Source organism: Pseudomonas sp. NUPR-001, assembly GCF_052147955.1.
Taxonomy (GTDB): domain Bacteria; phylum Pseudomonadota; class Gammaproteobacteria; order Pseudomonadales; family Pseudomonadaceae; genus Aquipseudomonas.
The window spans coordinates 837,947-862,343 of the sequence record NZ_CP197353.1 but is presented as its reverse complement, the minus strand read 5'-3'; the positions used below and the strand labels follow the sequence as shown (position 1 = coordinate 862,343).

At 58.9% G+C, this 24,397-nt stretch carries 20 protein-coding genes and 2 tRNA genes; 2 read left to right on the top strand and 20 right to left on the bottom strand.

From position 1 onward, the window contains the following. The 12 genes from rbfA to rlmE form a co-directional block, all read right to left on the bottom strand. The gene (gene rbfA / locus ACP6KB_RS04030; protein WP_442112156.1) at positions 1-399 is read right to left on the bottom strand and encodes a 30S ribosome-binding factor RbfA; all 399 of its coding nucleotides are present in this window, start codon (positions 397-399) and stop codon (positions 1-3) included. A gap of 121 nt (positions 400-520) precedes the next feature. Further along, positions 521-3,037: a translation initiation factor IF-2 gene (infB, locus tag ACP6KB_RS04025; protein WP_442112155.1), complete on the bottom strand. Its 2,517-nt coding sequence runs from the start codon at positions 3,035-3,037 to the stop codon at positions 521-523. Positions 3,038-3,064: 27 nt separating this feature from the next. Further along, positions 3,065-4,546 carry a transcription termination factor NusA gene (nusA, locus tag ACP6KB_RS04020; RefSeq protein ID WP_442112154.1) on the bottom strand — a complete coding sequence of 494 codons (1,482 nt, stop codon included), beginning with the start codon at positions 4,544-4,546 and terminating at the stop codon, positions 3,065-3,067. 59 nt (positions 4,547-4,605) lie between these two features. Further along, a complete protein-coding gene (gene rimP, locus ACP6KB_RS04015; RefSeq protein ID WP_442114252.1) occupies positions 4,606-5,064 on the bottom strand; it encodes a ribosome maturation factor RimP in 459 nt (152 codons plus the stop codon). A gap of 129 nt (positions 5,065-5,193) precedes the next feature. Beyond that, positions 5,194-5,270 (bottom strand) — tRNA-Met (locus ACP6KB_RS04010). A gap of 97 nt (positions 5,271-5,367) precedes the next feature. Next, a tRNA-Leu gene (locus tag ACP6KB_RS04005) sits at positions 5,368-5,453 on the bottom strand. Between the two features lie 19 nt (positions 5,454-5,472). After that, positions 5,473-5,859 (bottom strand): preprotein translocase subunit SecG, encoded by a 387-nt coding sequence (gene secG, locus ACP6KB_RS04000; protein WP_442112153.1) that lies wholly within the window; start codon positions 5,857-5,859, stop codon positions 5,473-5,475. Between the two features lie 3 nt (positions 5,860-5,862). After that, positions 5,863-6,618, bottom strand: coding sequence for a triose-phosphate isomerase (tpiA, locus tag ACP6KB_RS03995; RefSeq protein WP_442112152.1), 756 nt, complete (start codon positions 6,616-6,618; stop codon positions 5,863-5,865). A 66-nt stretch (positions 6,619-6,684) separates the two neighbouring features. Further along, complete coding sequence (gene glmM, locus ACP6KB_RS03990) at positions 6,685-8,025, bottom strand: phosphoglucosamine mutase (protein ID WP_442112151.1); 1,341 nt, start codon at positions 8,023-8,025, stop codon at positions 6,685-6,687. 16 nt (positions 8,026-8,041) lie between these two features. Next, positions 8,042-8,893: a dihydropteroate synthase gene (gene folP, locus ACP6KB_RS03985; RefSeq protein ID WP_442112150.1), complete on the bottom strand. Its 852-nt coding sequence runs from the start codon at positions 8,891-8,893 to the stop codon at positions 8,042-8,044. Positions 8,894-8,901: 8 nt separating this feature from the next. Beyond that, positions 8,902-10,800, bottom strand: a complete 1,899-nt coding sequence (gene ftsH / locus ACP6KB_RS03980; RefSeq protein WP_442112149.1) for an ATP-dependent zinc metalloprotease FtsH — start codon at positions 10,798-10,800, stop codon at positions 8,902-8,904. Positions 10,801-11,012: 212 nt separating this feature from the next. After that, positions 11,013-11,636, bottom strand: coding sequence for a 23S rRNA (uridine(2552)-2'-O)-methyltransferase RlmE (rlmE, locus tag ACP6KB_RS03975; RefSeq protein WP_133216223.1), 624 nt, complete (start codon positions 11,634-11,636; stop codon positions 11,013-11,015). Positions 11,637-11,736: 100 nt separating this feature from the next. Here rlmE and yhbY point away from each other — a divergent pair, with 100 nt between their 5' ends. Continuing rightward, a complete protein-coding gene (gene yhbY / locus ACP6KB_RS03970; protein ID WP_442112148.1) occupies positions 11,737-12,045 on the top strand; it encodes a ribosome assembly RNA-binding protein YhbY in 309 nt (102 codons plus the stop codon). 24 nt (positions 12,046-12,069) lie between these two features. Here the strand turns inward: yhbY and ACP6KB_RS03965 are convergent, their stop codons facing one another. The 8 genes from ACP6KB_RS03965 to grpE all read right to left on the bottom strand — a co-directional run bounded on the left by ACP6KB_RS03965 (position 12,070) and on the right by grpE (position 22,441). Further along, positions 12,070-12,507: an MFS transporter gene (locus ACP6KB_RS03965; protein WP_442112147.1), complete on the bottom strand. Its 438-nt coding sequence runs from the start codon at positions 12,505-12,507 to the stop codon at positions 12,070-12,072. Continuing rightward, positions 12,485-12,967, bottom strand: a complete 483-nt coding sequence (greA, locus tag ACP6KB_RS03960) for a transcription elongation factor GreA (RefSeq protein ID WP_442112146.1) — start codon at positions 12,965-12,967, stop codon at positions 12,485-12,487. The genes ACP6KB_RS03965 and greA overlap by 23 nt, the downstream gene beginning before the upstream one ends. Then, a complete protein-coding gene (carB, locus tag ACP6KB_RS03955; RefSeq protein ID WP_442112145.1) occupies positions 12,964-16,185 on the bottom strand; it encodes a carbamoyl-phosphate synthase large subunit in 3,222 nt (1,073 codons plus the stop codon). Before carB ends, greA begins: the two co-directional genes overlap by 4 nt. Before the next feature lie 104 nt (positions 16,186-16,289). Then, positions 16,290-17,426 carry a glutamine-hydrolyzing carbamoyl-phosphate synthase small subunit gene (carA, locus tag ACP6KB_RS03950; protein WP_442112144.1) on the bottom strand — a complete coding sequence of 379 codons (1,137 nt, stop codon included), beginning with the start codon at positions 17,424-17,426 and terminating at the stop codon, positions 16,290-16,292. 297 nt (positions 17,427-17,723) lie between these two features. After that, positions 17,724-18,527, bottom strand: a complete 804-nt coding sequence (dapB, locus tag ACP6KB_RS03945; RefSeq protein WP_442112143.1) for a 4-hydroxy-tetrahydrodipicolinate reductase — start codon at positions 18,525-18,527, stop codon at positions 17,724-17,726. 13 nt (positions 18,528-18,540) lie between these two features. Then, positions 18,541-19,665 carry a molecular chaperone DnaJ gene (dnaJ, locus tag ACP6KB_RS03940; RefSeq protein WP_442112142.1) on the bottom strand — a complete coding sequence of 375 codons (1,125 nt, stop codon included), beginning with the start codon at positions 19,663-19,665 and terminating at the stop codon, positions 18,541-18,543. Positions 19,666-19,868: 203 nt separating this feature from the next. Continuing rightward, positions 19,869-21,785: a molecular chaperone DnaK gene (dnaK, locus tag ACP6KB_RS03935; protein WP_442112141.1), complete on the bottom strand. Its 1,917-nt coding sequence runs from the start codon at positions 21,783-21,785 to the stop codon at positions 19,869-19,871. A 101-nt stretch (positions 21,786-21,886) separates the two neighbouring features. Further along, a complete protein-coding gene (gene grpE, locus ACP6KB_RS03930) occupies positions 21,887-22,441 on the bottom strand; it encodes a nucleotide exchange factor GrpE (protein ID WP_442112140.1) in 555 nt (184 codons plus the stop codon). 231 nt (positions 22,442-22,672) lie between these two features. Here grpE and recN point away from each other — a divergent pair, with 231 nt between their 5' ends. Further along, on the top strand, positions 22,673-24,346 hold the full coding sequence (gene recN / locus ACP6KB_RS03925; RefSeq protein ID WP_442112139.1) for a DNA repair protein RecN: 1,674 nt from the start codon (positions 22,673-22,675) through the stop codon (positions 24,344-24,346). The last annotated feature ends 51 nt before the right edge of the window (positions 24,347-24,397 follow it).

The window sequence follows — 24,397 nt, the reverse complement described above, 5'->3', positions numbered from 1 at the left end:
TTACTCCTTGGTGTCCGGGGTGTCAGCGTCCTGGTGCTGGCTGTCTTCGGCCACTGCACGCTCGATCAGGGCCGACAGGTGGGCACCGCGGCTCACGCTTTCGTCGTAGTGGAAATGCAGTTGCGGCACGCTGCGCAATTTCATTTCCTTGCCCAACTGCATACGCAGGAAACCGGCGGCGGAGTTCAGCACTTTGAGGCTTTGCTTGATGTCTTCAGCGCTATCCTGGCCCATCACGGTGATGTACACCTTGGCGTGACCAACATCGCGACTAACGTCGACGGCGGTGATCGTCACCAGGCCGACGCGTGGATCTTTCACTTCACGACGAATCAGTTGTGCCAGCTCACGCTGCATCTGGTCGCCAATGCGTTGGGTACGGCTATATTCTTTTGCCATTTTTGCTACCTGTAACTAAAGCGGCAAACGCCCGACCAGGCAGAAGCCTGATCGGGCGTTGCGTTCAGAGGCGCTGACGACCGCCGTGTGACGGGCGTTTCGCACTTCCCATGCTCGATGCTTAGAGCGTACGAGCCACTTGGACTTTCTCGAAGACTTCGATCTTGTCGCCGACTTTGACGTCGTTGTAGCTCTTCACGCCGATACCGCATTCCATGCCGGCACGTACTTCGGAGGCATCGTCTTTGAAGCGACGCAGCGACTCCAGCTCGCCTTCGAAGATAACCACGTCTTCGCGCAGTACGCGGATCGGACGGTTGCGGTACACGGTACCCTCGATGACCATACAGCCAGCGATGGCGCCGAACTTCGGCGAACGGAACACGTCACGCACTTCGGCAACGCCGAGGATGTTCTCGCGAACATCGCTGCCGAGCATACCGGTCAGGGCCTTCTTGACGTCTTCAATGATGTCGTAGATCACGTTGTAGTAACGCATATCCAGACCTTCCTGCTCGACGATCTTGCGGGCGCCGGCATCGGCACGCACGTTGAAGCCGAACAGTACTGCATTGGAAGCCAGTGCCAGGTTAGCGTCGCTTTCGGTGATACCACCGACGCCGCCGCCAATCACCCGAACCTGTACTTCGTCGTTACCCAGGCCGCCCAGGGAGCCCTGCAGGGCTTCGAGAGTACCGCGCACATCGGTCTTGAGAACGATGTTGAGGGTCTTCTTCTCTTCCTGGCCCATGCTCTCGAAGATGTTCTCGAGCTTGCCAGCGTGTGCACGAGCCAGTTTGACTTCGCGGAACTTGCCTTGACGGAACAGCGCGACTTCACGGGCCTTCTTCTCGTCAGCAACCACCGACAGCTCGTCACCAGCGTCCGGCGTACCATCCAGGCCGAGGATTTCGACTGGAATGGCTGGACCGGCTTCTTTAACAGGCTTGCCGTTTTCGTCGAGCATGGCACGTACACGGCCGTAGTTCGAACCGCACAGAACCATGTCGCCCTGACGCAGGGTACCGTCTTGAACCAGCACGGTGGCCACTGGGCCGCGGCCTTTGTCCAGACGCGATTCAACGACAACACCACGACCTGGAGCCGATGGCGTGGCCTTGAGCTCGAGGATCTCGGCTTGCAACAGAACGGCTTCGAGCAGTTCGTCGACACCGGTACCCATCTTCGCCGAAACCTTGACGAACGGCGTGTCTCCACCCCAGTCCTCGGAGGTTACGCCTTCGACAGCCAGCTCGTTGCGGATGCGATCGAGGTCAGCACCCGGCTTGTCGATCTTGTTCACTGCAACAACCAGTGGAACACCAGCCGCCTTGGCGTGCTGAACAGCTTCACGGGTTTGCGGCATCACACCATCGTCCGCCGCGACCACGAGGATCACGATGTCGGTGGCCTTGGCACCACGTGCACGCATCGCGGTAAACGCGGCGTGGCCCGGAGTGTCGAGGAACGTGACCATACCGCGGTCGGTTTCTACGTGGTAGGCACCGATGTGCTGGGTGATACCACCGGCTTCGCCAGCAGCTACCTTGGCACGACGGATGTAGTCGAGCAGCGAGGTCTTACCGTGGTCAACGTGACCCATTACGGTCACAACCGGTGCACGGGTCTCGGTCTCACCTTCAAACTTCAGCGATTCAGCCAGGGAGTCTTCCAGGGCGGTGTCGCTGATCAGGGTGACCTTGTGGCCCAGCTCTTCGGCGACCAGCTGTGCGGTCTCCTGATCGAGCACCTGGTTGATGGTGACCGGAGTGCCCAGCTTGAACATGAACTTGACGACTTCAGCGCCCTTGACGGACATCTGGTTCGCCAGATCGGAAACCGTGATGGTCTCGCCGATCTGTACGTCACGAATAACCGGACCGGTCGGGCTCTGGAAGCCGTGAGCATTACGCTTCTTCGGCTTGCCCTTGCCACGACCGCCACGACGGAAGCCATCGCTTTCTTCGTCGGTGGTACGCGGAGCGGCGCGCGGAGTCGGCGCCTTTTCCTTTTCCTTGACCTTGACCGACACGCGCGGCGCTTCGTTGCGGCGCTCACCACCACGACGATCGTCGTCACGCGACTTGTCGTTGCGGCGCACGTCGTCTTTCTTGCGATCGGCAACCGGCGCCGGAGCGACGTCAGCAGGCTCGATCACCGGGGCAGGAGCCGGGGCAACCGGAGCAGCGGCAGCAGGTGCAGCCGGGGCTGCAGGCGCGGCCGCAGCCTGACGACGAGCCTCTTCATCGGCACGTTGACGTGCTTCAGCGTCGGCTTTTTCACGTACAGCGTTTTCGGCTGCACGGCGTTCTTCCAGCTCGCGCTTCTGCTCGGCCTGGATTTCTTCCGGGCTGCGCTGAACGAATACTTTCTTCTTGCGTACTTCTACGCTGATGCTTTTGCTACCGGCGACACGCAGGGTGCTGGTGGTTTTGCGCTGCAAGGTAATCTTGCGCGGTTCTTCCACCTTCGCCTTGTGGCTGCTCTTCAAATGAGCCAGCAGAGCTTGCTTCTCATTGTCGGTCACTACCTGACCGGCGTCGGTGTGCGGCAGACCTGCCTCACGCATCTGCTGCAGCAGGCGCTCTACCGGTGCAGCGACCTCTTGGGCCAATTCTTTCACCGTGACTTGCGTCATGCACTTCTCTCCTCAGGCCGCGCCTAATTACTCGAACCAGTGGGCTCGGGCGGCCATGATCAACTTGCCGGCACGCTCTTCGTCGATGCCGTCGATGTCGAGCAGGTCATCAATCGACTGCTCGGCCAGGTCTTCGCGGGTAACTACGCCGCGCACCGCCAGTTCCGCCGCCAGATCCTTGTCCATACCCTCAAGCGAGAGCAGGTCTTCGGCCGGATGGGCGTCTGCCAGCTTTTCCTCAGTAGCGATGGCTTTGGTCAACAAGCGATCCTTGGCGCGAGCACGAAGCTCATTGACGATTTCTTCGTCAAAGCCGTCGATGTTGAGCATTTCTTCCAACGGTACGTAGGCAATCTCTTCCAGGCTGGTGAAGCCTTCATCGACCAGCACCTGTGCCAGCTCTTCGTCGACTTCCAGCTCGTCGATGAAGTTGCGCAGGATGTCACCGGTTTCAGCTTGCTGCTTGGCCTGGATGTCCGATTCGGTCATCACGTTCAGGGTCCAGCCAGTCAACTGGCTGGCAAGACGCACGTTCTGGCCACCACGACCGATCGCCTGGGCCAGGTTGTCTGCTCCCACAGCGATGTCCATGGCGTGGGCATCTTCATCGACGATGATCGCCGCGACTTCTGCCGGCGACATTGCGTTGATGACGAACTGTGCCGGGTTGTCGTCCCACAGGACGATATCCACACGTTCGCCGCCCAGTTCACCGGACACTGCCTGGACGCGCGAGCCGCGCATGCCAATGCAGGCACCTTGCGGGTCAATGCGCTTGTCTTTGGAGCGTACGGCGATTTTGGCACGCGAACCCGGATCACGGGACGCGGCCATAACTTCGATCAGGCCCTCGGCGATTTCCGGCACTTCGATGCGGAACAGTTCGATCAGCATCTGTGGTGCGGTACGCGACAGGATCAGTTGCGGGCCACGGTTCTCGGTGCGAATTTCCTTGAGCAGGGCGCGCACACGCACACCAACCCGGAAGGTTTCGCGAGAGATGATGTCTTCACGGGCAAGCAGCGCCTCGGCGTTGTTGCCCAGGTCAACGATGACGTTGTCACGCGTGACCTTCTTGACGGTACCGGAGATGATCTCGCCCAGACGCTCGCGGTAGGCATCTACCACTTGAGCGCGCTCGGCTTCACGGACCTTCTGGACAATGACTTGCTTGGCGGTCTGGGCGGCAATACGACCGAACTCGATCGACTCGATCTTCTCTTCGATCACGTCGCCGACTTTCGCCTCAGGGTGAGACTCCTGGATTTTGGCCGGCCATACTTCGATGGCTGGATCGTCCAGGTCTTTCTCTTCGACGACTGTCCAGCGACGGAAGGTCTCATAGCTACCGGTGTGGCGGTTGATTTCCACACGCAGGTCGACTTCGTCGTCAAAACGTTTTTTGGTTGCAGTGGCCAGAGCCACTTCCAGCGCTTCAAAAATTACGCCGGCCGGTACGCCCTTTTCGTTGGATACCGACTCAACAACCAGCAGTACTTCTTTGCTCATCGTACGCCTCGCCTTTCGCAAGCCATTGGATCCGCGCGGTCCGCGAGATCCGGCACGTCTCAGTCAAAACTGGGAATAATGTTGGCCTTGTCGATCGAATCGATCGGCAACAGGAACTCTTGGTTGTCTACCTGAACAACCACATCCTGGTCCTCCACACCGCGGAGAAGGCCCTGAAAGTTACGACGACCTTCAAAGGGCGTGCGCAGCTTGATCTTCACTTGTTCGCCGGCATGCGAAGCGTACTGTTCCAGAGTGAACAGTGGGCGATCCATGCCAGGAGAGGACACTTCAAGGGTATATTCGGAAGAAATTGGATCTTCTACATCAAGGATAGCGCTGGCCTGGTGACTGACGATTGCGCAGTCATCAACCAGAATGCCTTCCTCTTTATCGATATAGATACGCAGGACCGAATGTTTGCCTTGAGAGATGAATTCGATCCCCCAGCATTGATAGCCAAGAGCCTCGACCACCGGGGCCAACAAGGCCTGCAACTGTTCTAGCTTGCTCGACACCTGAACCCCCTCGTGCATGCTATGCAAATAAAAAATGGGCAAAGCGCCCATCCCTGATACGCCGTTGAATACCGGCGTTATGACTGTTCAGCCAAGAAAAAGCCCCTGAAAAAGGGGCTCCGCTGAAACTGGTTGCGGGGGCTGGATTTGAACCAACGACCTTCGGGTTATGAGCCCGACGAGCTACCAGACTGCTCCACCCCGCGACAAAGCTGGGGCGAAAGTATACGACCGAACCCTATAAGGGTCAATCTAACCTCCACCTACAAGAAAGCCCGCTGTAGCGGGCTGTCTTGTTTCAATTGGTACCGAGAAGGGGACTCGAACCCCTACACCCTATGGGCACAACCACCTCAAGGTTGCGTGTCTACCAATTCCACCACCTCGGCAATACTACTTTGAAACCCGTTACTTCTGCTCTTGAGCGGGAGGAACATCGCCAGTGTTAGTGGCTTCGCTCTTCTGCTCCTGGAGCACCGGTACATCATCTGTTGCCGGTTTTTGCTGCTTCACTTCCAATACTGCTGGATCTGGCAACCCTACTTGAGTCAGCTCATGAGCTTTCTCTTTAGCAAAGTATCCTAACCCAAGAGCAGTTAAGAAGAAAGAGGCAGCTAGTATAGCAGTAAACTTACTCAGAAAGGTAGCAGAACCTTGGCTTCCGAACACAGTATTTGAAGCACCTGCGCCGAAAGATGCACCCGCTTCCGCACCTTTACCCTGTTGCAGCAACACCAGCACTACCAAACCCAGTGCGCCCAACAGATGAAACACAACGATCACTGTTTCCAGCATTTTTCAGTTTCCTGCGGCGCGACAAATTGCACCGAATTCGTCTGCGTTCAGGGAAGCCCCACCAATCAGGCCCCCATCGATATCCGGCATGCCGAACAGTTCAGCCGCATTGGCCGCCTTCACGCTGCCGCCGTATAGAAGCCGCACATTTTGAGCGACTTCAGGATTCTTTGCCGCCAGCTGCTCGCGAATGGCTTTGTGCACATCCTGAGCCTGCTGTGGCGTGGCTGTCAGCCCTGTACCGATGGCCCATACAGGCTCATAGGCAATCACCGCATTGGCGAAGACATCAACACCGAATGCTTCGATGATGCTGTCCAGCTGACGCCCGACAATCTCTAGCGTCTTACCCGCTTCGCGCTCTTCGAGGGTTTCCCCTACACAGAGCACCGGCTTCAAACCACAAGCCTGTGCCGCAGCGAACTTGCGATTAAGCACTTCATCACTCTCGCCAATGATCTGGCGGCGTTCCGAGTGCCCAATCAGTACCAGCTCGCAACCTGACTCGACCAACTGACTCGGTGCAACTTCACCGGTCAATGCGCCTTGCTCAGGCTGTACCGCAGAATTCTGAGCGCCAACAGCGATCGACTCTCCTTGCAACCCTTCAACCACTTGGTTGATGTACAGCAAGGGAGGAAACACCGCGACCTCAACACCGCGAGGCAAGGCTTGATTACTCAAATCCTTGATCAGCTCAGCGACGCTGGCGCGGGTACCGTGCATCTTCCAGTTACCAGCTACCATAGGGCGACGCATGCTTTACCTCGTCGGTCAAAGTGGGCGCAGATGTTACCCAACCCGATCACTGCTGGCAAGCGTATTTCAAACGCAAACTTCACTTACCAGTTTTGCCAGCGCTTCTGCGTGGGCGCGAACCTGAGTTTCGTCGTCACCCTCGACCATAACGCGCACCAAAGGCTCTGTTCCGGACTTGCGCAACAACACGCGGCCACGCCCGGCCATTTCCTCGGTGACACGGGCACTGGCTTCTTTCACAGCCGGATGCTCCAGTGGATCGACCTTGCTTGCACCAAAGCGCACATTGATCAGCACTTGCGGACACTTGCGCAGCCCCTGACGCGCATGCGCGAGGGTCTCTTCGCGTCGCTTGAGCGCCATCAGCACCTGCAGCGCGGCAATGATCGCATCACCAGTGGTGGTATGGTTGAAGCACACCACATGCCCGGAGTTCTCACCACCGAGCACCCACTCGCGCTCCAGCAGCTCGGCCATTACGTAGCGGTCACCGACCTTGGCACGAACGAACGGGATGTCGAGCTCCTTGAGCGCCAGCTCCAGGCCCAGGTTACTCATCAGGGTGCCAACTACCCCACCCTGCAGCTTGCCGCGCTCTTGCAGGTCGCGGGCAATGATGTAAAGAAGCTCGTCGCCATCGACGATTGCACCGGTATGGTCGACCATCAGCACCCGGTCGCCGTCACCATCAAAGGCAATACCCAGGTCGGCATGACCAACCAGTACCGCTGCCTGCAGCGACTCGATGTGGGTCGAACCACAATTTTCATTGATGTTCAGACCGTCTGGCTGCGCCGACAGCACGGTGACGCTGGCGCCCAGCTCGCGGAACACGCTAGGTGCCACTTTGTACGTAGCGCCATGGGCACAATCGACCACCAGCTTGAGGCCGGCGAAATCGGTGCTGGTCGGCACGCTGCTTTTGCAGAATTCGATATAGCGACCAGCGGCATCGTTGATACGCGAGACCTTGCCGAGCTTGCTCGACTCGACCACGGTCATCGGCTGATCGAGCAGCTCTTCGATCATTTTTTCGACTTCGTCAGGCAGCTTGGTGCCCTGGCCGGAGAAGAACTTGATGCCGTTATCATCATGCGGATTGTGCGAGGCACTGATGACGATGCCGGCTTCGGCGTGAAAGGTGCGCGTCAGGTAGGCAATGGCCGGGGTCGGCATCGGCCCGAGCAGCATCACATCCGCGCCTGCGGCGGAAAGGCCGGCCTCCAGGGCGGACTCGAACATGTAACCGGAGATTCGCGTGTCTTTACCGACCAGAACCCGGCAGGCACCCTGCTTTCGAAAGGCCATGCCAGCAGCCCAACCGAGCTTGAGCATGAAGTCAGGAGTGATCGGGTATTCGCCGACACGGCCACGGATGCCGTCGGTACCAAAGTATTTTCTGCTCATAGATGCTCCATCACACTTATTCGGCGGCTTGAACCGCGGCAATCATCCGCACTACATCGGCGGTTTCGGCGACATCATGAACGCGCAGGATGCTCGCTCCTTTGGTCATCGCCAACGCAGCCAAGGCCAGGCTGCCGTAGAGTCGTTGTTCGACCGGACGATCCAGCGCCTGCCCGATCATGCTCTTGCGCGAAACGCCCACCAACAATGGACGCCCCAATCGATACAGCGACTCCATGTGCTTGAACAGACTGAGGTTGTGCGCAAGGGTCTTGGCAAAGCCAAATCCCGGATCGAGGATGATCCGTTCAGCATCGATACCCACCGCTGCGCACGCTGCCATCCGTTGTTCAAGATAGCTCGCTACTTCAGCGGTGACATCTTCGTAATGAGGGCTGTCCTGCATGTTGCCCGGCTCGCCACGCATGTGCATCAAGCACACCGGCAAGCCAGTGGCAGCTGCCGCGTCCAGGGCGCCGTCGCGACTGAGCGAGCGAACATCGTTGATCAGCCCGGCACCGAGCCTGGCAGACTCGCGAATGACCGCCGGAGTGGAGGTATCGACCGAGATGATCACATCCAGCTCGCGATTGATCGCCTCAACCATCGGCGCTACACGCTCCAACTCCTCGAGCGCGGAAACCGCCCGGGCACCAGGGCGCGTGGACTCGCCACCGATGTCGATCAGGGTTGCGCCCGCTGCGACCATCGCTTCGGCATGACGCAAGGCAGCATCACGCTGATTGAAGCGTCCGCCGTCGGAGAAGGAATCGGGGGTGATATTGAGAATACCCATGACATGGGTACGGGACAAATCAAGAACCCGGTTGCCGCAAGGCAACCGGGTTGGGTACTGCTGTGACGTCATAAGAGCCCTTAGATTTGCGCCGCTGGGCCGCCGATCGGCGATTCTGGACGGTCACTCTGCGGTGCAGGGGTGCCCGAACCATCTTCCCAGTCACGCGGTTCGCGTGGCGTACGACCGGCCATGATGTCGTCGATCTGCTCGGCATCGATGGTTTCGTACTTCATCAGCGCATCGGCCATCGCATCAAGCTTGTCGCGATTGTCCGTGAGGATCTGCTTGGCAGTGGCATAGCACTGATCAATGATGCTGCGAACTTCTGAGTCGATCAGTTTGGCAGTTTCACCGGAAACACTGGCGTGCTGGGAGCCGGCGCTGCGACCGAGGAACACCTCGCCCTCTTCTTCGGCATACATCAGCGGCCCGAGCTTCTCCGACAACCCCCACTTGGTCACCATGTTCCGGGCGATCTGACTGGCCCGCATGATGTCGTTGGAAGCGCCGGTGGTCACGCCGTCGAAGCCCAGGGTCATTTCCTCGGCGATACGGCCGCCGTACAGCGAGCAGATCTGGCTGATCAGCGCACGCTTGGACAGACTGTAACGGTCCTCTTCAGGGAGGAACATGGTGACACCCAGGGCACGGCCACGAGGAATGATCGAGACCTTGTAGACCGGATCGTGCTCAGGCACCACGCGACCAACAATGGCGTGACCGGCCTCGTGGTAAGCGGTGTTGCGCTTCTCTTTCTCGGACATGACCATGGTTTTGCGCTCGGCGCCCATCATGATCTTGTCTTTGGCCAGTTCGAACTCTTTCATTTCGACGATGCGCTTGCTCGAACGAGCAGCGAACAGCGAAGCCTCGTTGACCAGGTTGGCCAGGTCGGCACCGGAGAAGCCTGGAGTGCCACGCGCGATAACCGCAGGGTTGACGTTTTCGCCAACCGGCACTTTACGCATGTGGACCTTGAGAATCTGTTCACGACCGCGGATGTCCGGCAGACCAACTACAACCTGACGGTCAAAACGGCCAGGACGCAGCAACGCCGGGTCAAGCACGTCAGGACGGTTGGTGGCGGCAATGACGATGATGCCGTCATTCATTTCGAAGCCGTCCATCTCTACCAGCAACTGGTTGAGGGTTTGCTCGCGCTCGTCGTGACCGCCGCCCATGCCGGCGCCACGGTGGCGACCAACGGCATCGATCTCGTCGATGAAAATGATGCACGGTGCGTGCTTCTTGGCCTGTTCGAACATGTCACGGACACGACTGGCACCCACACCCACGAACATTTCGACGAAGTCGGAACCGGAGATGGTGAAGAACGGTACCTTGGCTTCGCCCGCGATGGCCTTGGCCAGCAGGGTTTTACCGGTACCTGGTGGGCCAACCATCAACACGCCACGCGGAATACGACCGCCCAGGCGCTGGAATTTGCCCGGATCGCGCAGGAACTCGACCAGCTCACCCACTTCTTCCTTGGCTTCGTCGCAACCTGCAACGTCGGCCAACGTGGTTTTCACCTGGTCTTCGGAGAGCAGCCGCGCCTTGCTTTTACCAAAGCTCATCGGCCCGCCCTTGCCCCCTGCACCACCTTGCATCTGGCGCATGAAGAACATGAACACGGCAATGATCACCAGGATCGGGAAGCTGGCTACCAGCAACTGGGTCCAGATGGACTGCTGCTCAGGCTGCTTGCCTTCGACCACGACGTGGTTGTCGACCAGATCGCCGATCAGGCCGTTGTCCTGGATGGCCGGACGGATGGTCTTGAAGCTGTCGCCATCGGTACGTTTGCCGGTGATGACGTAGCCGTCGACCGCTACGCGCTCGACCTTGCCATCCTTGACCTGCTGAATGAAGTCGGAATAGTTGAGGGTCTGTGGTTCATTCGGGCTGGAGAAGTTGTTCATCACTGTCACCAGGACAGCCGCGATGATCAACCACAGGATCAAGTTCTTTGCCATATCGTTCAATTAGCTACCCTCTGAAGCCGGCTGACGGCGCAGCCGTGCCTCGCATGATATTCACCGGCCTAACTTACTACATAACCTACACATCTGCAGGCGCCGTCTGTAACCCTTTGTGAAACCTAGACTACACGATGTTCATCCAGGTCAGGCAGAACAGCCGATTGGAAAAAACTATCGGATACTCTGAAAGCCACCGGCCTGAAGCCTTACTCGCCGCGATAACCCCGCGCCAGCAAGTACTGCTCGCGGGAACTGTCCCGTGAAGAGTCAGGTTTGAACATCTGGACCTTATCGAATTTCTGACGAGCGTCCTTCAGGTAAACATCAAACCCTTCGCCCTGGAAGATCTTGATCAGGAAATCACCGCCCGGCTTGAGTACCCGGGTGGCCAGATCGAGCGCCAGTTCGCACAGGAACATGGCCTTGGGGATATCCACAGCAGGCGTTCCACTCATATTGGGGGCCATATCGGAAATCACAAGGTCTACGTGCGAATTACCTACCGCCTCAAGGATCTGCGCCAGCACTTCGTCCTGGGTAAAGTCACCCTGGATGAAGGTAACGTCGGGAATGCTGTCCATTTCCAGGATGTCCGAGGCGATCAGGCGACCCTGGCCGCCGATCAGACGACTGGTCACCTGCGACCAGCCACCTGGGGCCGCGCCGAGGTCAACGACGCTCATGCCTGGACGGATCAGCTTGTATTTTTCCTGGACTTCCAGAAGCTTGTAGCTCGCACGCGAGCGGTAACCATCCTTCTGTGCCTGTTTCACATAGGGATCGCTGACATGCCTTTCCAGCCACTTTTTGCTTGTCTTGGAACGCGCCATGGGGTGCCTCGATGATAAGGGTCGTGATTTGTTGGGCGGATCCACGGGCCCTCGGGTAAAATGGCCGCCATTTTTACAGAATCAGACAAAGGGTCAGATTATGCCGCTCAATAACGAGCAGAAGAAACAGTACAAATCCATTGGTCACGACCTGAAGCCGGTTCTGATCGTGGCGGGCAATGGTTTGACCGAAGGTGTCCTCGCCGAACTGGAGCGCGCCCTGACTGATCACGAACTGATCAAGGTCCAGGTCAAGCTCGAAGATCGCGAAGAGCGCAAGGCCGTAATGGACGAGCTGAGCAAGGTCAGTCGCGCAGAACAAGTGCAGATCATCGGCAAGATGGTGCTGCTGTACCGCAAAAACCCGCAACCGAACAAGCAACTGTCCAACATCCACCGTTACAAATGATGGTGGCTCCGATCAGTGGCGCGGCTAGCGCGCCCTGGTCGGGACTGGCTGGGCTGCCAGCACGATACCGCTGATCCCAAGGATCACGAAGCAGAACATCTGCCAACGCTCCCCGGCAGAAATACCGTAGCGCAAGGTGTAGTAGCCGACGCAGGCGGCAAAACCCACCAGCAGCATCTGGCCGCTGAATGTTTGCCACCAGGCTGCCACCCCTCTCAACCTCACCAACACCGCCAACTGAGTCAGCAGGCCGACTGCCGCTACGCCGATCAACCAACGGTCGATCTGCACGGCAACATCCTGCACCAGTAGCGGCGCCAGGCCACTGACTTTGAGCGCGGGCACCAGCCCTACGTGGAACACCCACAGGCCGCCAACCCAGAAAACCTGGGCCAGCTGCCAGAGGATACCCTCGAGGGTCGGCGCCCGCAGGCGCCGGTCAGATGTGCTTGACTTCGACAATCTCGTACTCGACCGAGCCACTTGGCGTCTTGACGACGACGATGTCACCTTCTTCCTTGCCGATGATGGCGCGGGCGATTGGTGCACCAGCCGAGAGCTTGCCTTTCTTGATGTCAGCTTCGTCTTCACCAACGATCTGGTAAGTCACCTGATCGCCGGTTTCGGTGTTTTCCAGATCTACGGTGGTGCCGAAGATGACCTTGCCGGTGTGGGCAATGGTGGTCACGTCGATCACGACCGAGTTCTGCAGACGGCCTTCGATATCGCGAATGCGCGCTTCGACCATGCCCTGCTCTTCACGGGCAGCATGGTATTCGGCGTTTTCCTTGAGGTCGCCCAGCTCGCGCGCCTCACCGATTGCCTGACTCAAGCGCGGACGCTCGGTCTTGCTCAGGAACAGGTGCTCTTCCTCCAGGGCGCGAGCGCCCTGGACGGTCATCGGGTATTTGGTAATGCTCATGCTTTGAGTCCTGCATGCAGATCCTGCAAGCGGCGAACGGTCTTCTCAGGACCAAACTTCAACGCTTCACAGATGGCTTCACCGGCCGCAATGGTAGTGGTGCAGTAGATCTTGTGCTGCAACGCATTGCGACGAATCGAGTAGGAGTCAGCGATCGACTGGCGGCCTTCGGTGGTGTTGATGATCAGCGACACTTCGTCGTTCTTGATCATGTCGACCACGTGCGGACGACCTTCGGTCACCTTGTTCACGCGACGCACTTTCAGGCCAGCCGCTTCGATAACTTTGGCGGTACCAACAGTGGCAACCACTTCAAAGCCCAGCGCGATCAGGTCACGGGCAACACCTGCTACCTGCGGCTTGTCGTCATCACGCACGCTGATGAAGGCAGTACCGCCGGTCGGCAGCACTTCGCTGGCGCCCATCTGGGCTTTTGCGAAGGCCTCACCGAAGCTGTCGCCAACACCCATGACTTCACCGGTGGATTTCATCTCAGGGCCGAGGATCGGGTCAACCCCTGGGAACTTGGCGAACGGGAACACCGCTTCCTTGACGCTGTAGAAGTTAGGAATGATTTCCTTGGTGAAGCCCAGCTCTTTCAGCGATTTACCAGCCATGACGCGGGCAGCGATCATCGCCAGCGAGGTGCCGATGCACTTGGACACGAAAGGTACAGTACGCGAAGCACGCGGGTTGACTTCAATCACGTAGATCTTGTCACCCTGCAGCGCCAGCTGCACGTTCATCAGGCCGACAACGCCCAGCTCCAGGGCCATTTTCTTGACCTGAACACGGACTTCGTCCTGAACATGAACTGGCAGCGAGTACGGCGGCAGCGAACAGGCCGAGTCACCGGAGTGAACACCTGCTTGTTCAATGTGCTGCATGATTGCGCCGATCACCACGTCGGTACCGTCGCACACCGCATCCACGTCCATTTCGATGGCGCAGTTGAGGAAGTGGTCAAGCAGCACCGGGCTGTCGTTGGACACTTGTACCGCTTCACGCAGGTAGCGCTTGAGCTCGTCCAGCTCGTAGACGATTTCCATGGCACGGCCGCCCAGTACGTAGGACGGGCGCACAACCAGCGGGTAACCGATCTGGCCAGCGGCACGAATGGCTTCGTCTTCGCTGCGCACGGTGGCGTTTGGCGGCTGCAGCAGGTTCAGGCGCTGAACCATCTGCTGGAAGCGCTCACGGTCTTCGGCGCGGTCGATGGCGTCAGGGCTGGTGCCGATGATCGGTACGCCAGCTTCTTCCAGGGCGCGAGCCAGTTTCAGCGGGGTCTGGCCACCGTAGTGGACGATCACGCCTTTTGGCTTCTCGACCCGCACCACTTCCAGCACGTCTTCCAGCGTCAGCGGCTCGAAGTACAGACGGTCGGAGGTGTCGTAGTCGGTGGAGACGGTTTCCGGGTTGCAGTTGACCATGATGGTCTCGTAACCGTCTTCGCGCAGGGCCAGTGCCGCGTGTACGCAGCAGTAGTCGAACTCGATGCCCTGGCCGATACGGTTAGGACCGCCACCCAGAATCATGATCTTGTCGCGGGTCGACGGGTTGGACTCGCACTCTTCCTCGTAGGTCGAGTACAGGTAAGCGGTGTCGGTGGCGAACTCGGCCGCGCAGGTGTCGACGCGCTTGTAAACCGGGAAAACTTCCAGTTTGTGGCGGTGACGGCGCAGGTTCTTGTCGGTGATACCCAACAGTTTGGCCAGACGCTGGTCGGAGAAGCCTTTACGCTTCAGGCGCAGCATCAGGTCTTTGTCGATGGCCGACAGCGCCAGGGTCTTGACCTTCTCTTCTTCTTTGATCAGGTCTTCCATCTGCACCAGGAACCAGTGATCGATGCCGGTCAGGGCGAAGATTTCGTCACAGGTCATGCCCGAGCGCATGGCGTCAGCCACGTACCAGATACGCTCAGCGCCAGGCACGGTCAGCTCGCGCTTGAGGATGCTGGCAGCTTCAGGGCTGGCCAGGTCGACTTTCGGGTCCAGACCACAGACACCGACTTCCAGACCGCGCAGCGCTTTTTGCAGCGACTCCTGGAAAGTACGGCCGATGGCCATGACTTCACCCACAGATTTCATCTGGGTGGTCAGGCGGGCGTCGGCTTTCGGGAATTTTTCGAAGGCGAAGCGCGGCAGCTTGGTCACGACGTAGTCGATCGACGGCTCGAAGGACGCTGGGGTACGGCCGCCAGTGATGTCGTTCTGCAGTTCGTCGAGGGTGTAGCCAACAGCCAGCTTGGCGGCGATCTTGGCGATCGGGAAGCCGGTAGCCTTGGAAGCCAGTGCCGAGGAACGCGATACGCGCGGGTTCATCTCGATCACGACCATGCGGCCGGTGTTCGGGCAGATACCGAACTGAACGTTGGAACCACCGGTTTCAACGCCAATCTCACGCAGCACCGCCAGCGAGGCGTTGCGCATGATCTGGTATTCCTTGTCGGTCAGGGTCTGTGCCGGAGCAACGGTGATCGAGTCACCGGTGTGCACGCCCATCGGATCGAAGTTTTCGATCGAGCAGACGATGATGCAGTTGTCCTTTTTGTCGCGGACCACTTCCATCTCGTACTCTTTCCAGCCGATCAGCGATTCGTCGATCAGCAGTTCCTTGGTTGGCGACAGGTCCAGACCACGGGCGCAGATTTCTTCGAACTCTTCACGGTTGTAAGCGATACCGCCACCAGTGCCGCCCATGGTGAAGGACGGGCGAATGATGCACGGGAAGCCCAGCTTCTCGAGGACCGCGTTGGCCTCTTCCATGCTGTGGGCGATACCGGAGCGCGGGCACTCAAGGCCAATGGCCTTCATGGCCTTGTCGAAGCGCGAACGGTCTTCAGCCTTGTCGATGGTGTCGGCGTTGGCGCCGATCATTTCTACGCCGAACTTTTCCAGAACGCCTTCGCGCTCCAGGTCCAGTGCGCAGTTCAGAGCAGTCTGGCCACCCATGGTTGGCAGCAGTGCGTCAGGACGCTCTTTTTCGATGATCTTGGCCACCGATTGCCATTTGATCGGCTCGATGTAGGTGGCGTCGGCCATGGCCGGGTCGGTCATGATGGTCGCTGGGTTGGAGTTCACCAGGATGACGCGGAAACCTTCCTCGCGCAGGGCTTTACAGGCCTGGGCGCCGGAGTAGTCGAATTCGCAGGCCTGGCCGATAACGATCGGGCCAGCGCCAAGAATCAGGATGCTTTTAATGTCTGTACGTTTTGGCATGGGTATCACTCAATTCCGCAGGTCAGTCGGCAAGCCGCTTTGAACAATCTTGGGACAGCACCTGAACGCGGCTTGCACCGGTTCAGGGCCTTCTCGCCAGATGCTCAGCGGCGCTTGGCCATGGCATCGATGAAACGGTCGAACAGTGGCGCGACGTCAGTCGGGCCTGGGCTTGCCTCAGGGTGACCCTGGAAGCTGAACGCGCTCTTGTCGGTGCGCTCGATACCTTGCAGGGTACCGTCGAACAGCGACTTGTGAATGGCGCGCACGTTGCTCGGCAAGGTGGCCTCGTCGACCGCGAAACCGTGGTTCTGGCTGGTGATCATGACCACGCCGGTGTCCAGATCCTGGACCGGGTGGTTAGCGCCATGGTGACCATGACCCATTTTCACGGTCTTGGCACCAGAGGCCAGGGCCAGCAGCTGGTGACCCAGGCAGATACCGAACACCGGAATTTCTGTTTCGAGGATGTCCTTGATCGCCTGGATTGCGTAGTCGCAAGGCTCCGGATCGCCAGGGCCGTTGGACAGGAACACACCATCAGGGTTGAGTGCCAGGACTTCGCTGGCCGGGGTTTGCGCAGGCACCACGGTCAGGCGGCAACCACGGGCAACCAGCATGCGCAGGATGTTCAGCTTGACGCCGAAATCGTAAGCGACCACGTGGTACGGCAGCTCGGCGGCATCGATCGTCGCGTGGCTGTCGGTTTTCAGCTCCCAGACGCTGGAGCGCCATTCGTAGCTGGACTTGGTGCTGACGACTTTCGCCAGGTCCATGCCCTTCAGGCCCGGGAAACCGCGAGCGGCAGCGATTGCGGCTTCTTCAGTGATGTTGTCGCCAGCCAGAATGCAGCCATTCTGCGCGCCCTTCTCACGCAGGATGCGCGTCAGGCGACGCGTATCGATACCGGCGATCGCTACAACATTGTTGGCTTTGAGGTAATCAGGCAGCGACTGCTTGTTGCGCCAGTTGCTCGCGATCAATGGCAGATCGCGAATCACCAGACCGGCCGACCAGACGCGGTCGGACTCGGCGTCTTCCGGCGTGGTGCCGGTGTTGCCGATGTGCGGGTAGGTCAGGGTAACGATTTGCTGAGAATAAGAAGGGTCAGTCAGGATTTCCTGATAGCCGGTCATTGCGGTGTTAAACACCACCTCTCCAACGGTTTGACCGTCGGCTCCAATGGCCTCACCGCGAAAAATGCTGCCATCGGCAAGGGCGAGTATGGCTGGCTTAGTCAAGAAGACCTCCCAAAAATAAAGCCTGAAGGGGCGATCGCAGGTTGCAAAAAAGCGGAATGACGTATAGACACGTCACCCCGCTTTCTTCGTCGAATTATCTGCGCGCTTTTAGTGGACACACTAAAGCTGTAGCTTACAGAAAAACGCTTTTTTGGTCTACCACTGATGTGTCTGAAAGGCGCAGAAATGCGACAGCAGGAGCGCAAGAGCACTGTAGGAGCGGGCTTGACCCGCGATTACGGTGAAACAGAAAAGCCGCAATCGCGGGGCAAGCCCGCTCCCACTAGGGACAGCAGATCAACGTAGGTCGAGGACGTCCTGCATGTCGTACAGGCCAGGCTCGCGCCCGTCCAGCCACAAGGCAGCACGGACGGCACCCTTGGCAAAGGTCATGCGACTGGAAGCCTTGTGGGTGATTTCCAGGCGTTCACCTTCAGCGGCGAATAGCACGGTGTGGTCGCCCACCACGTCACCGGCACGGACCGTGGCAAAGCCAATGGTCTTGCGATCACGAGCACCGGTCTGGCCTTCACGGCCATACACCGCCACTTCTTCCAGATCACGCCCCAACGCATTGGCAACCACTTCACCCATGCGCAGCGCGGTACCCGATGGTGCATCGACCTTGTGTCGGTGGTGCGCCTCGATGATTTCAATATCAACATCATCACCGAGCACACGCGCAGCCATGTCCAGCAGCTTCAGGCTCAGGTTGACACCAACGCTGAAGTTGGCGGCAAAGACGATCGGAATGTCTTTGCCCGCCTCGGCCAGCAGTTGCTTTTCCTCAACCGTGAAACCGGTGGTGCCGATGATCATGGCCTTGCCCGCCTTGCGGCAGAACGCCAGGTTCTTCAGGGTTACCGACGGGTGAGTGAAGTCGATCAGTACATCGAATTCATCGGCCACTTTGGCCAGATCATCGGACAACAGCACACCAATCCGCCCCAGCGCCGCCAGCTCACCGGCATCAGCACCGACCAGCGAACTGTCCGGACGATCGATCGCCGCCGTCAGCCCAGCGCCTGGCGTCTGCTGCACAGCTTCGATCAGGGTTTTACCCATGCGCCCTGCCGCACCCATTACTGCTATACGTCGCATGCCCTATTCCTTCTTACAAGTCGCCGAAGAAGCGCTTTACGCCTTCAAACCAGCCATTGGCCTTGGGCGAGTGGGAACTGTCACCGCCCAGCGAGTCACGCAGCTCTTCGAGCAACTCACGCTGACGCCGGCTGAGGTTGACCGGGGTTTCGACCGCAACGCGACACATAAGATCGCCTGCACCGCCACCGCGAACCGGAGCAACACCTTTACCACGCAAGCGGAACTGCTTGCCGGTCTGGGTGCCTTCCGGAATCTTCAGCTTGACCCGGCCATCGAGGGTCGGCACTTCCAGCTCGCCACCCAGCGCTGCATCGGTGTAGCTGATAGGCACTTCACAGTACAGGTGCTTGCCATCACGCTGGAAGATCGCGTGCTCACGCACATTGATCACAACGTACAAGTCGCCGGTCGGACCACCATGAGAGCCGGCCTCGCCCTCACCAGAGAGGCGAATACGGTCGCCCGTATCGACACCGGCCGGCACTTTGACCGACAGGGTCTTGTACTCTTCGACACGACCTTCGCCGTGGCAGGAGTTGCACGGATCAGTGATGATCTTGCCTTGGCCGTGGCAGCGCGGGCAGGTCTGCTGAACCGAGAAGAAGCCTTGCTGCATGCGTACCTGACCGATACCACCGCAGGTCGGGCAAGTCGAAGGGGACGAGCCTTTCTTGGCACCGGAGCCATCGCACGGCTCGCAGTTGACCAGCGTCGGCACACGGATATTGACCGTGGTACCGCGCACAGCTTCTTCCAGGTTCAGCTCCAGGGTGTAACGCAGGTCGCTGCCACGCTGGGCGCCACCACGCGACCCACCACGGCCGCCGCCGAAGAAGTCGCTGAACACATCGCCGAAAATGTCGGAGAAGTTCGCGCCACCGAAGCCGGCACCGCCGCCACCCATGCTCGGGTCGACACCCGCATGACCATACTGGTCATAGGCTGCACGCTTGCTGGCATCGGAGAGCACTTCGTAAGCCTCGTTGGCTTCTTTGAATTTCTCTTCCGACTCTTTGTCATCAGGGTTACGGTCCGGGTGATGCTTCATCGCCAGACGGCGATAGGCCTTCTTCAGATCCGCATCACTGGAGCCGCGTTCAACTCCCAGAACTTCGTAATAGTCACGCTTTGCCATAAGTCTTTGCACTCTTGAGGACGTTCGGCAAACCTCTGCGCATTCCGCGCCGTGCCGCCAGCACCTGCCGCCCAGAAGGCCCTGACAGATGCTGTAAAATTTCGGGTATTCCAGACACGCCAACGCGGGAGCAAGCCCCCGCGCGGCGACATCCTACCAGCCAACTGCTAACTAGCAGCTGGCTGGCCGACAACCTGTAGCAATTACTTGTTGTCTTTGACTTCTTCGAACTCAGCATCAACGACGTCGTCGTGCTTGGCTTCTTCAGCCTGCTGCGCGCCAGCTTGTGGCTGTTCGGCCTGCTGCTCGGCGTACATCTTCTGAGCAACTGGAGCCGACACTTTCGACAGCTCTTCAACCTTGGCATCGATTGCAGCCTTGTCGTCGCCTTTGATGGCGGCTTCCAGAGCAACAACAGCAGCCTCGATTGCAGCTTTCTCTTCAGCAGTGACCTTGTCACCAGCGTCAGCGACCATTTTGCGAGTCGAGTGAACCAGTGCATCACCCTGGTTACGAGCAGCGGCCAGCTCTTCGAACTTGCGGTCTTCTTCCGAGTTCGCTTCAGCGTCACGGATCATCTGTTGAATTTCTTCATCAGACAGGCCGGAGTTGGCCTTGATCACGATCGACTGAGTCTTGCCAGTAGCCTTGTCTTTGGCGCCTACGTGCAGGATGCCGTTGGCGTCGATGTCGAAGGTTACTTCGATCTGTGGCACGCCACGTGGTGCTGGTGGAATCTCGGCCAGGTCGAACTTGCCCAGGGACTTGTTCTGTGCAGCCTGCTTACGCTCACCTTGCAGCACGTGAATGGTCACAGCGCTCTGGTTGTCATCGGCAGTCGAGAACACTTGCGACTTTTTGGTCGGGATAGTGGTGTTCTTCTCGATCAACGCAGTCATCACGCCGCCCATGGTTTCGATACCCAGGGTCAGCGGGCTGACGTCCAGCAGCAGTACGTCTTTCACGTCACCGGCCAGTACCGCACCCTGGATCGCAGCACCCATGGCAACAGCTTCGTCAGGGTTGACGTCCTTGCGAGCTTCTTTACCGAAGAAGTCGGTAACCGCTTTCTGCACCAGCGGCATACGGGTCTGACCGCCCACCAGGATCACGTCGTCGATCTTGCTGACGTCGATACCAGCGTCTTTCATGGCGATACGGCATGGCTCGATGGTACGTTGAACCAGGTCTTCTACCAGCGACTCCAGCTTGGCGCGGGAGATCTTCACGTTCAGGTGCTTAGGACCGGTGGCATCTGCAGTGATGTACGGCAGGTTGACGTCGGTCTGCTGGCTCGAGGACAGCTCGATCTTGGCTTTTTCAGCAGCTTCTTTCAGACGCTGCATGGCCAGCGGGTCACCTTTGAGGTTCATGCCGCTTTCTTTCTTGAATTCGTCGACGAGGTAGTCGATCAGACGAATGTCAAAGTCTTCACCACCGAGGAAGGTGTCACCGTTGGTTGCCAGTACTTCGAACTGGTGCTCGCCATCCACTTCAGCGATTTCGATAACCGAAACGTCGAAGGTACCACCACCGAGGTCATAAACGATCACGGTGTGATCGCCTTTAGCCTTGTCCATACCGTAAGCCAGCGCGGCTGCGGTTGGTTCGTTGATGATACGTTTTACGTCCAGACCGGCGATGCGACCGGCATCTTTGGTGGCCTGACGCTGGCTGTCGTTGAAGTAGGCCGGAACGGTGATGACCGCTTCGGTGACAGGCTCGCCGAGGTAGTCTTCGGCGGTCTTCTTCATTTTTTTCAGGATCTCGGCAGAGATCTGTGGCGGCGCCATTTTCTGGCCGTTGACTTCGACCCAGGCGTCGCTGTTGTCAGCCTTGACGATTTTGTACGGAACCATCTGGATGTCTTTCTGCACAACTTCTTCTTCGAAGCGACGACCGATCAGACGTTTTACCGCGTACAGGGTGTTGTGCGGGTTGGTGACAGCCTGACGCTTGGCCGATTGACCGACCAGGATCTCGCCATCATTGGCGTAAGCGATGATCGACGGCGTAGTACGCGCGCCTTCAGCGTTTTCGATAACTTTGACGTTGCCGTTTTCCAGAATGGAGACACAGGAGTTAGTGGTCCCCAGGTCGATACCGATGATTTTGCCCATGTTAACTCTCCCGAAACTTGAATTTGGTTGCCGCAGCAGTGGTGGCTACCTGCGGTAATACTTGAATGCTTGACACCTAAATGGGGGCGCTCGAAACGATTTCAAGCCTGCTCGTCAATCGACGGCGAAACCGCTGCAGGTGCCTTGCTGACCACGACCATCGCCGGACGCAGCAGGCGACCGTTGAGCTGATAGCCCTTCTGGAACACCTTGAGCACGCTGTTCGGCTCGACCTCGGCGCTTTCCTGCATGGCCATGGCCTGATGGTGTTCGGCGTTGAACGGTTCGCCGTGCGGGTCAATCGCCTCGAGGTTGTAGCGCTTGAGGGTGTCGTGGAACATTTTCAGGGTCAGCTCGATGCCTTCACGCATCGGGCGAATGCTCTCGTCGTCCGGGCTGGACAGTTCCAGACCACGCTCGAGGCTGTCGATGACCGGCAGCAGGTCACCAGCGAATTTTTCCAGGGCGAACTTGTGTGCCTTTTCTACATCCTGCTCGGCGCGACGGCGCACGTTCTGCAGGTCAGCTGCAGTGCGCAGGGATTGATCCTGGGCCGCCGCCAGCTGCTCTTCGAGCACCTGCACGCGGGCGCTCAGGTCTTGGTCGCCAGTGGCTTCGGCGTTCAGATTCTGTTCATCCAGCTGTTCGTCAGCCATAAAATCTCTCCTCTCGAATAGTGTCAGCGAGCCGTACTCGCGCTTCTGGTCGGGTATATGGGGTCGCAAAACCCAGGTTCAAGGGCTGCAACGCAGCTTGTCCGCATCCGCTCATAACTCATCGCAATCAGAACGCCGCCCTGATAACCAAATTGAACTAAATCGGAGCATTGTCAGTCGATCAAAAAACACTGTATAAATAACCAGACTTAACGCCTGGGAGCCGCCCCAATGCTGGTGCACCTGTCCGTACACAACTATGCCATCGTCGAACACCTGGACCTCGAACTCGCCCGCGGGATGAGCGTCATCACCGGTGAAACCGGGGCCGGTAAATCGATCATGCTCGACGCCCTGGGGCTTACCCTGGGGGATCGCGCAGACAGCGGCGTGGTGCGCCCAGGCGCCGACAAGGCCGATATTCTTGCCACCTTCGACCTTGTCGACATTCCCGAGGCCCGCACCTGGCTGGCCGAGCGCGACCTCGACAACGACGGCCCGTGCATCCTGCGCCGGGTCATCACCGCCGAAGGCCGCAGCCGTGGCTACATCAACGGCAGCCCCTGCCCCCTTGGCGACCTCAAGGCGCTCGGCGAACTGCTGATCGATATCCACAGCCAGCATGAACACCAATCGTTACTGAAATCCGACACCCACCGGCGCCTGCTCGACGAATACGCCGGTGCCACCGACCTGGCCCGCCAGGTACAGCTGGCCGCCCAGCGCTGGCGCCAAACCCGCCTGGAGCTTGAACGGCTGTCCAATTCCGGCGACGAGCAGCGCGCACAGCATCAGTTGCTCAGCTATCAGCTCGAAGAGCTCGACAACCTGGGCCTGGGCGAAAACGAGCTGGAGCAACTGGAGCAGGAACACAAGAACCTGACCAACGCCGAGGCCCTGTTCGGCATTTGCCGTCAGGTGATCGACCACTGCAGCGAAAGCGACTCCGGCAACGTCCTCAATGCCCTGACCGCCAGCCTCAACCGCCTCACCGCCGTGCAGAATGCGCCCAAAGCCCTGGGCGAAGCGGCCAACATGATTGCCAGCGCGCAGATTCAGGTAGAAGAAGCAGTGGGCGAACTGAACCGCTTCCTTGATCATTTCGACGCCGACCCGGCGCGCCTGCAGCAACTGGAAGAGCGCCTCGACACTATCTACACCCTCGCCCGCAAGCATCGCGTACACCCAACCGAGCTTGCCAACCTGCAGCAGCGCCTGATGGACGAGCTTGAAGGCCTGAATGCCAATGACGAGTCCATCGAGCGCCTGGGCGAAGAGCTGGCTGCCTACGCCCGCCATTATCAGGACAAAGCCAGTGAGTTGAGCGCCCTGCGCGGCCAGGCGGCGAGCCAGCTGTCTGCCGCCGTTGAACAGGAAATTCAGCGCCTGGGCATGCCGGGCGGCCGCTTCAACATCGAATTGCATGCCAACGCTAGCGACGAGCTGTCACCTAACGGCCTGGAACAAGTAGAACTGCTGGTCAGCGCCAACCCCGGGCAACCGCTCAAGGGCCTGGCCAAGGTCGCCTCGGGTGGTGAGCTGTCGCGTATCAGCCTGGCCATTCAGGTCATCACCGCGCAGACCTCACGCATTCCAACGCTGGTATTCGATGAGGTTGACGTCGGTATCGGCGGCCCTACCGCCGAGATCGTCGGCCAGTTGCTGCGCCGCCTGGGTGAGCGCGGCCAGGTACTGACCGTCACCCACCTGCCGCAGGTCGCGGCCCAAGGCCATCACCACCTGTTTGTCCACAAGGTGCGTAACAGTGACGCCACGCACACCGCAGTGGCCAGCCTGGGCAAGCGTGAGCGCGTTGAAGAAGTGGCGCGAATGCTGGGCGGCATCGACCTGACCAAAGAATCGCTGGCTCACGCCCGCAAGATGGTGGTCACCAGCAAGGCCTGATGACCGCAAAAAGCACAAAGGCGACCCTCGGGTCGCCTTTGATGCTGTGCA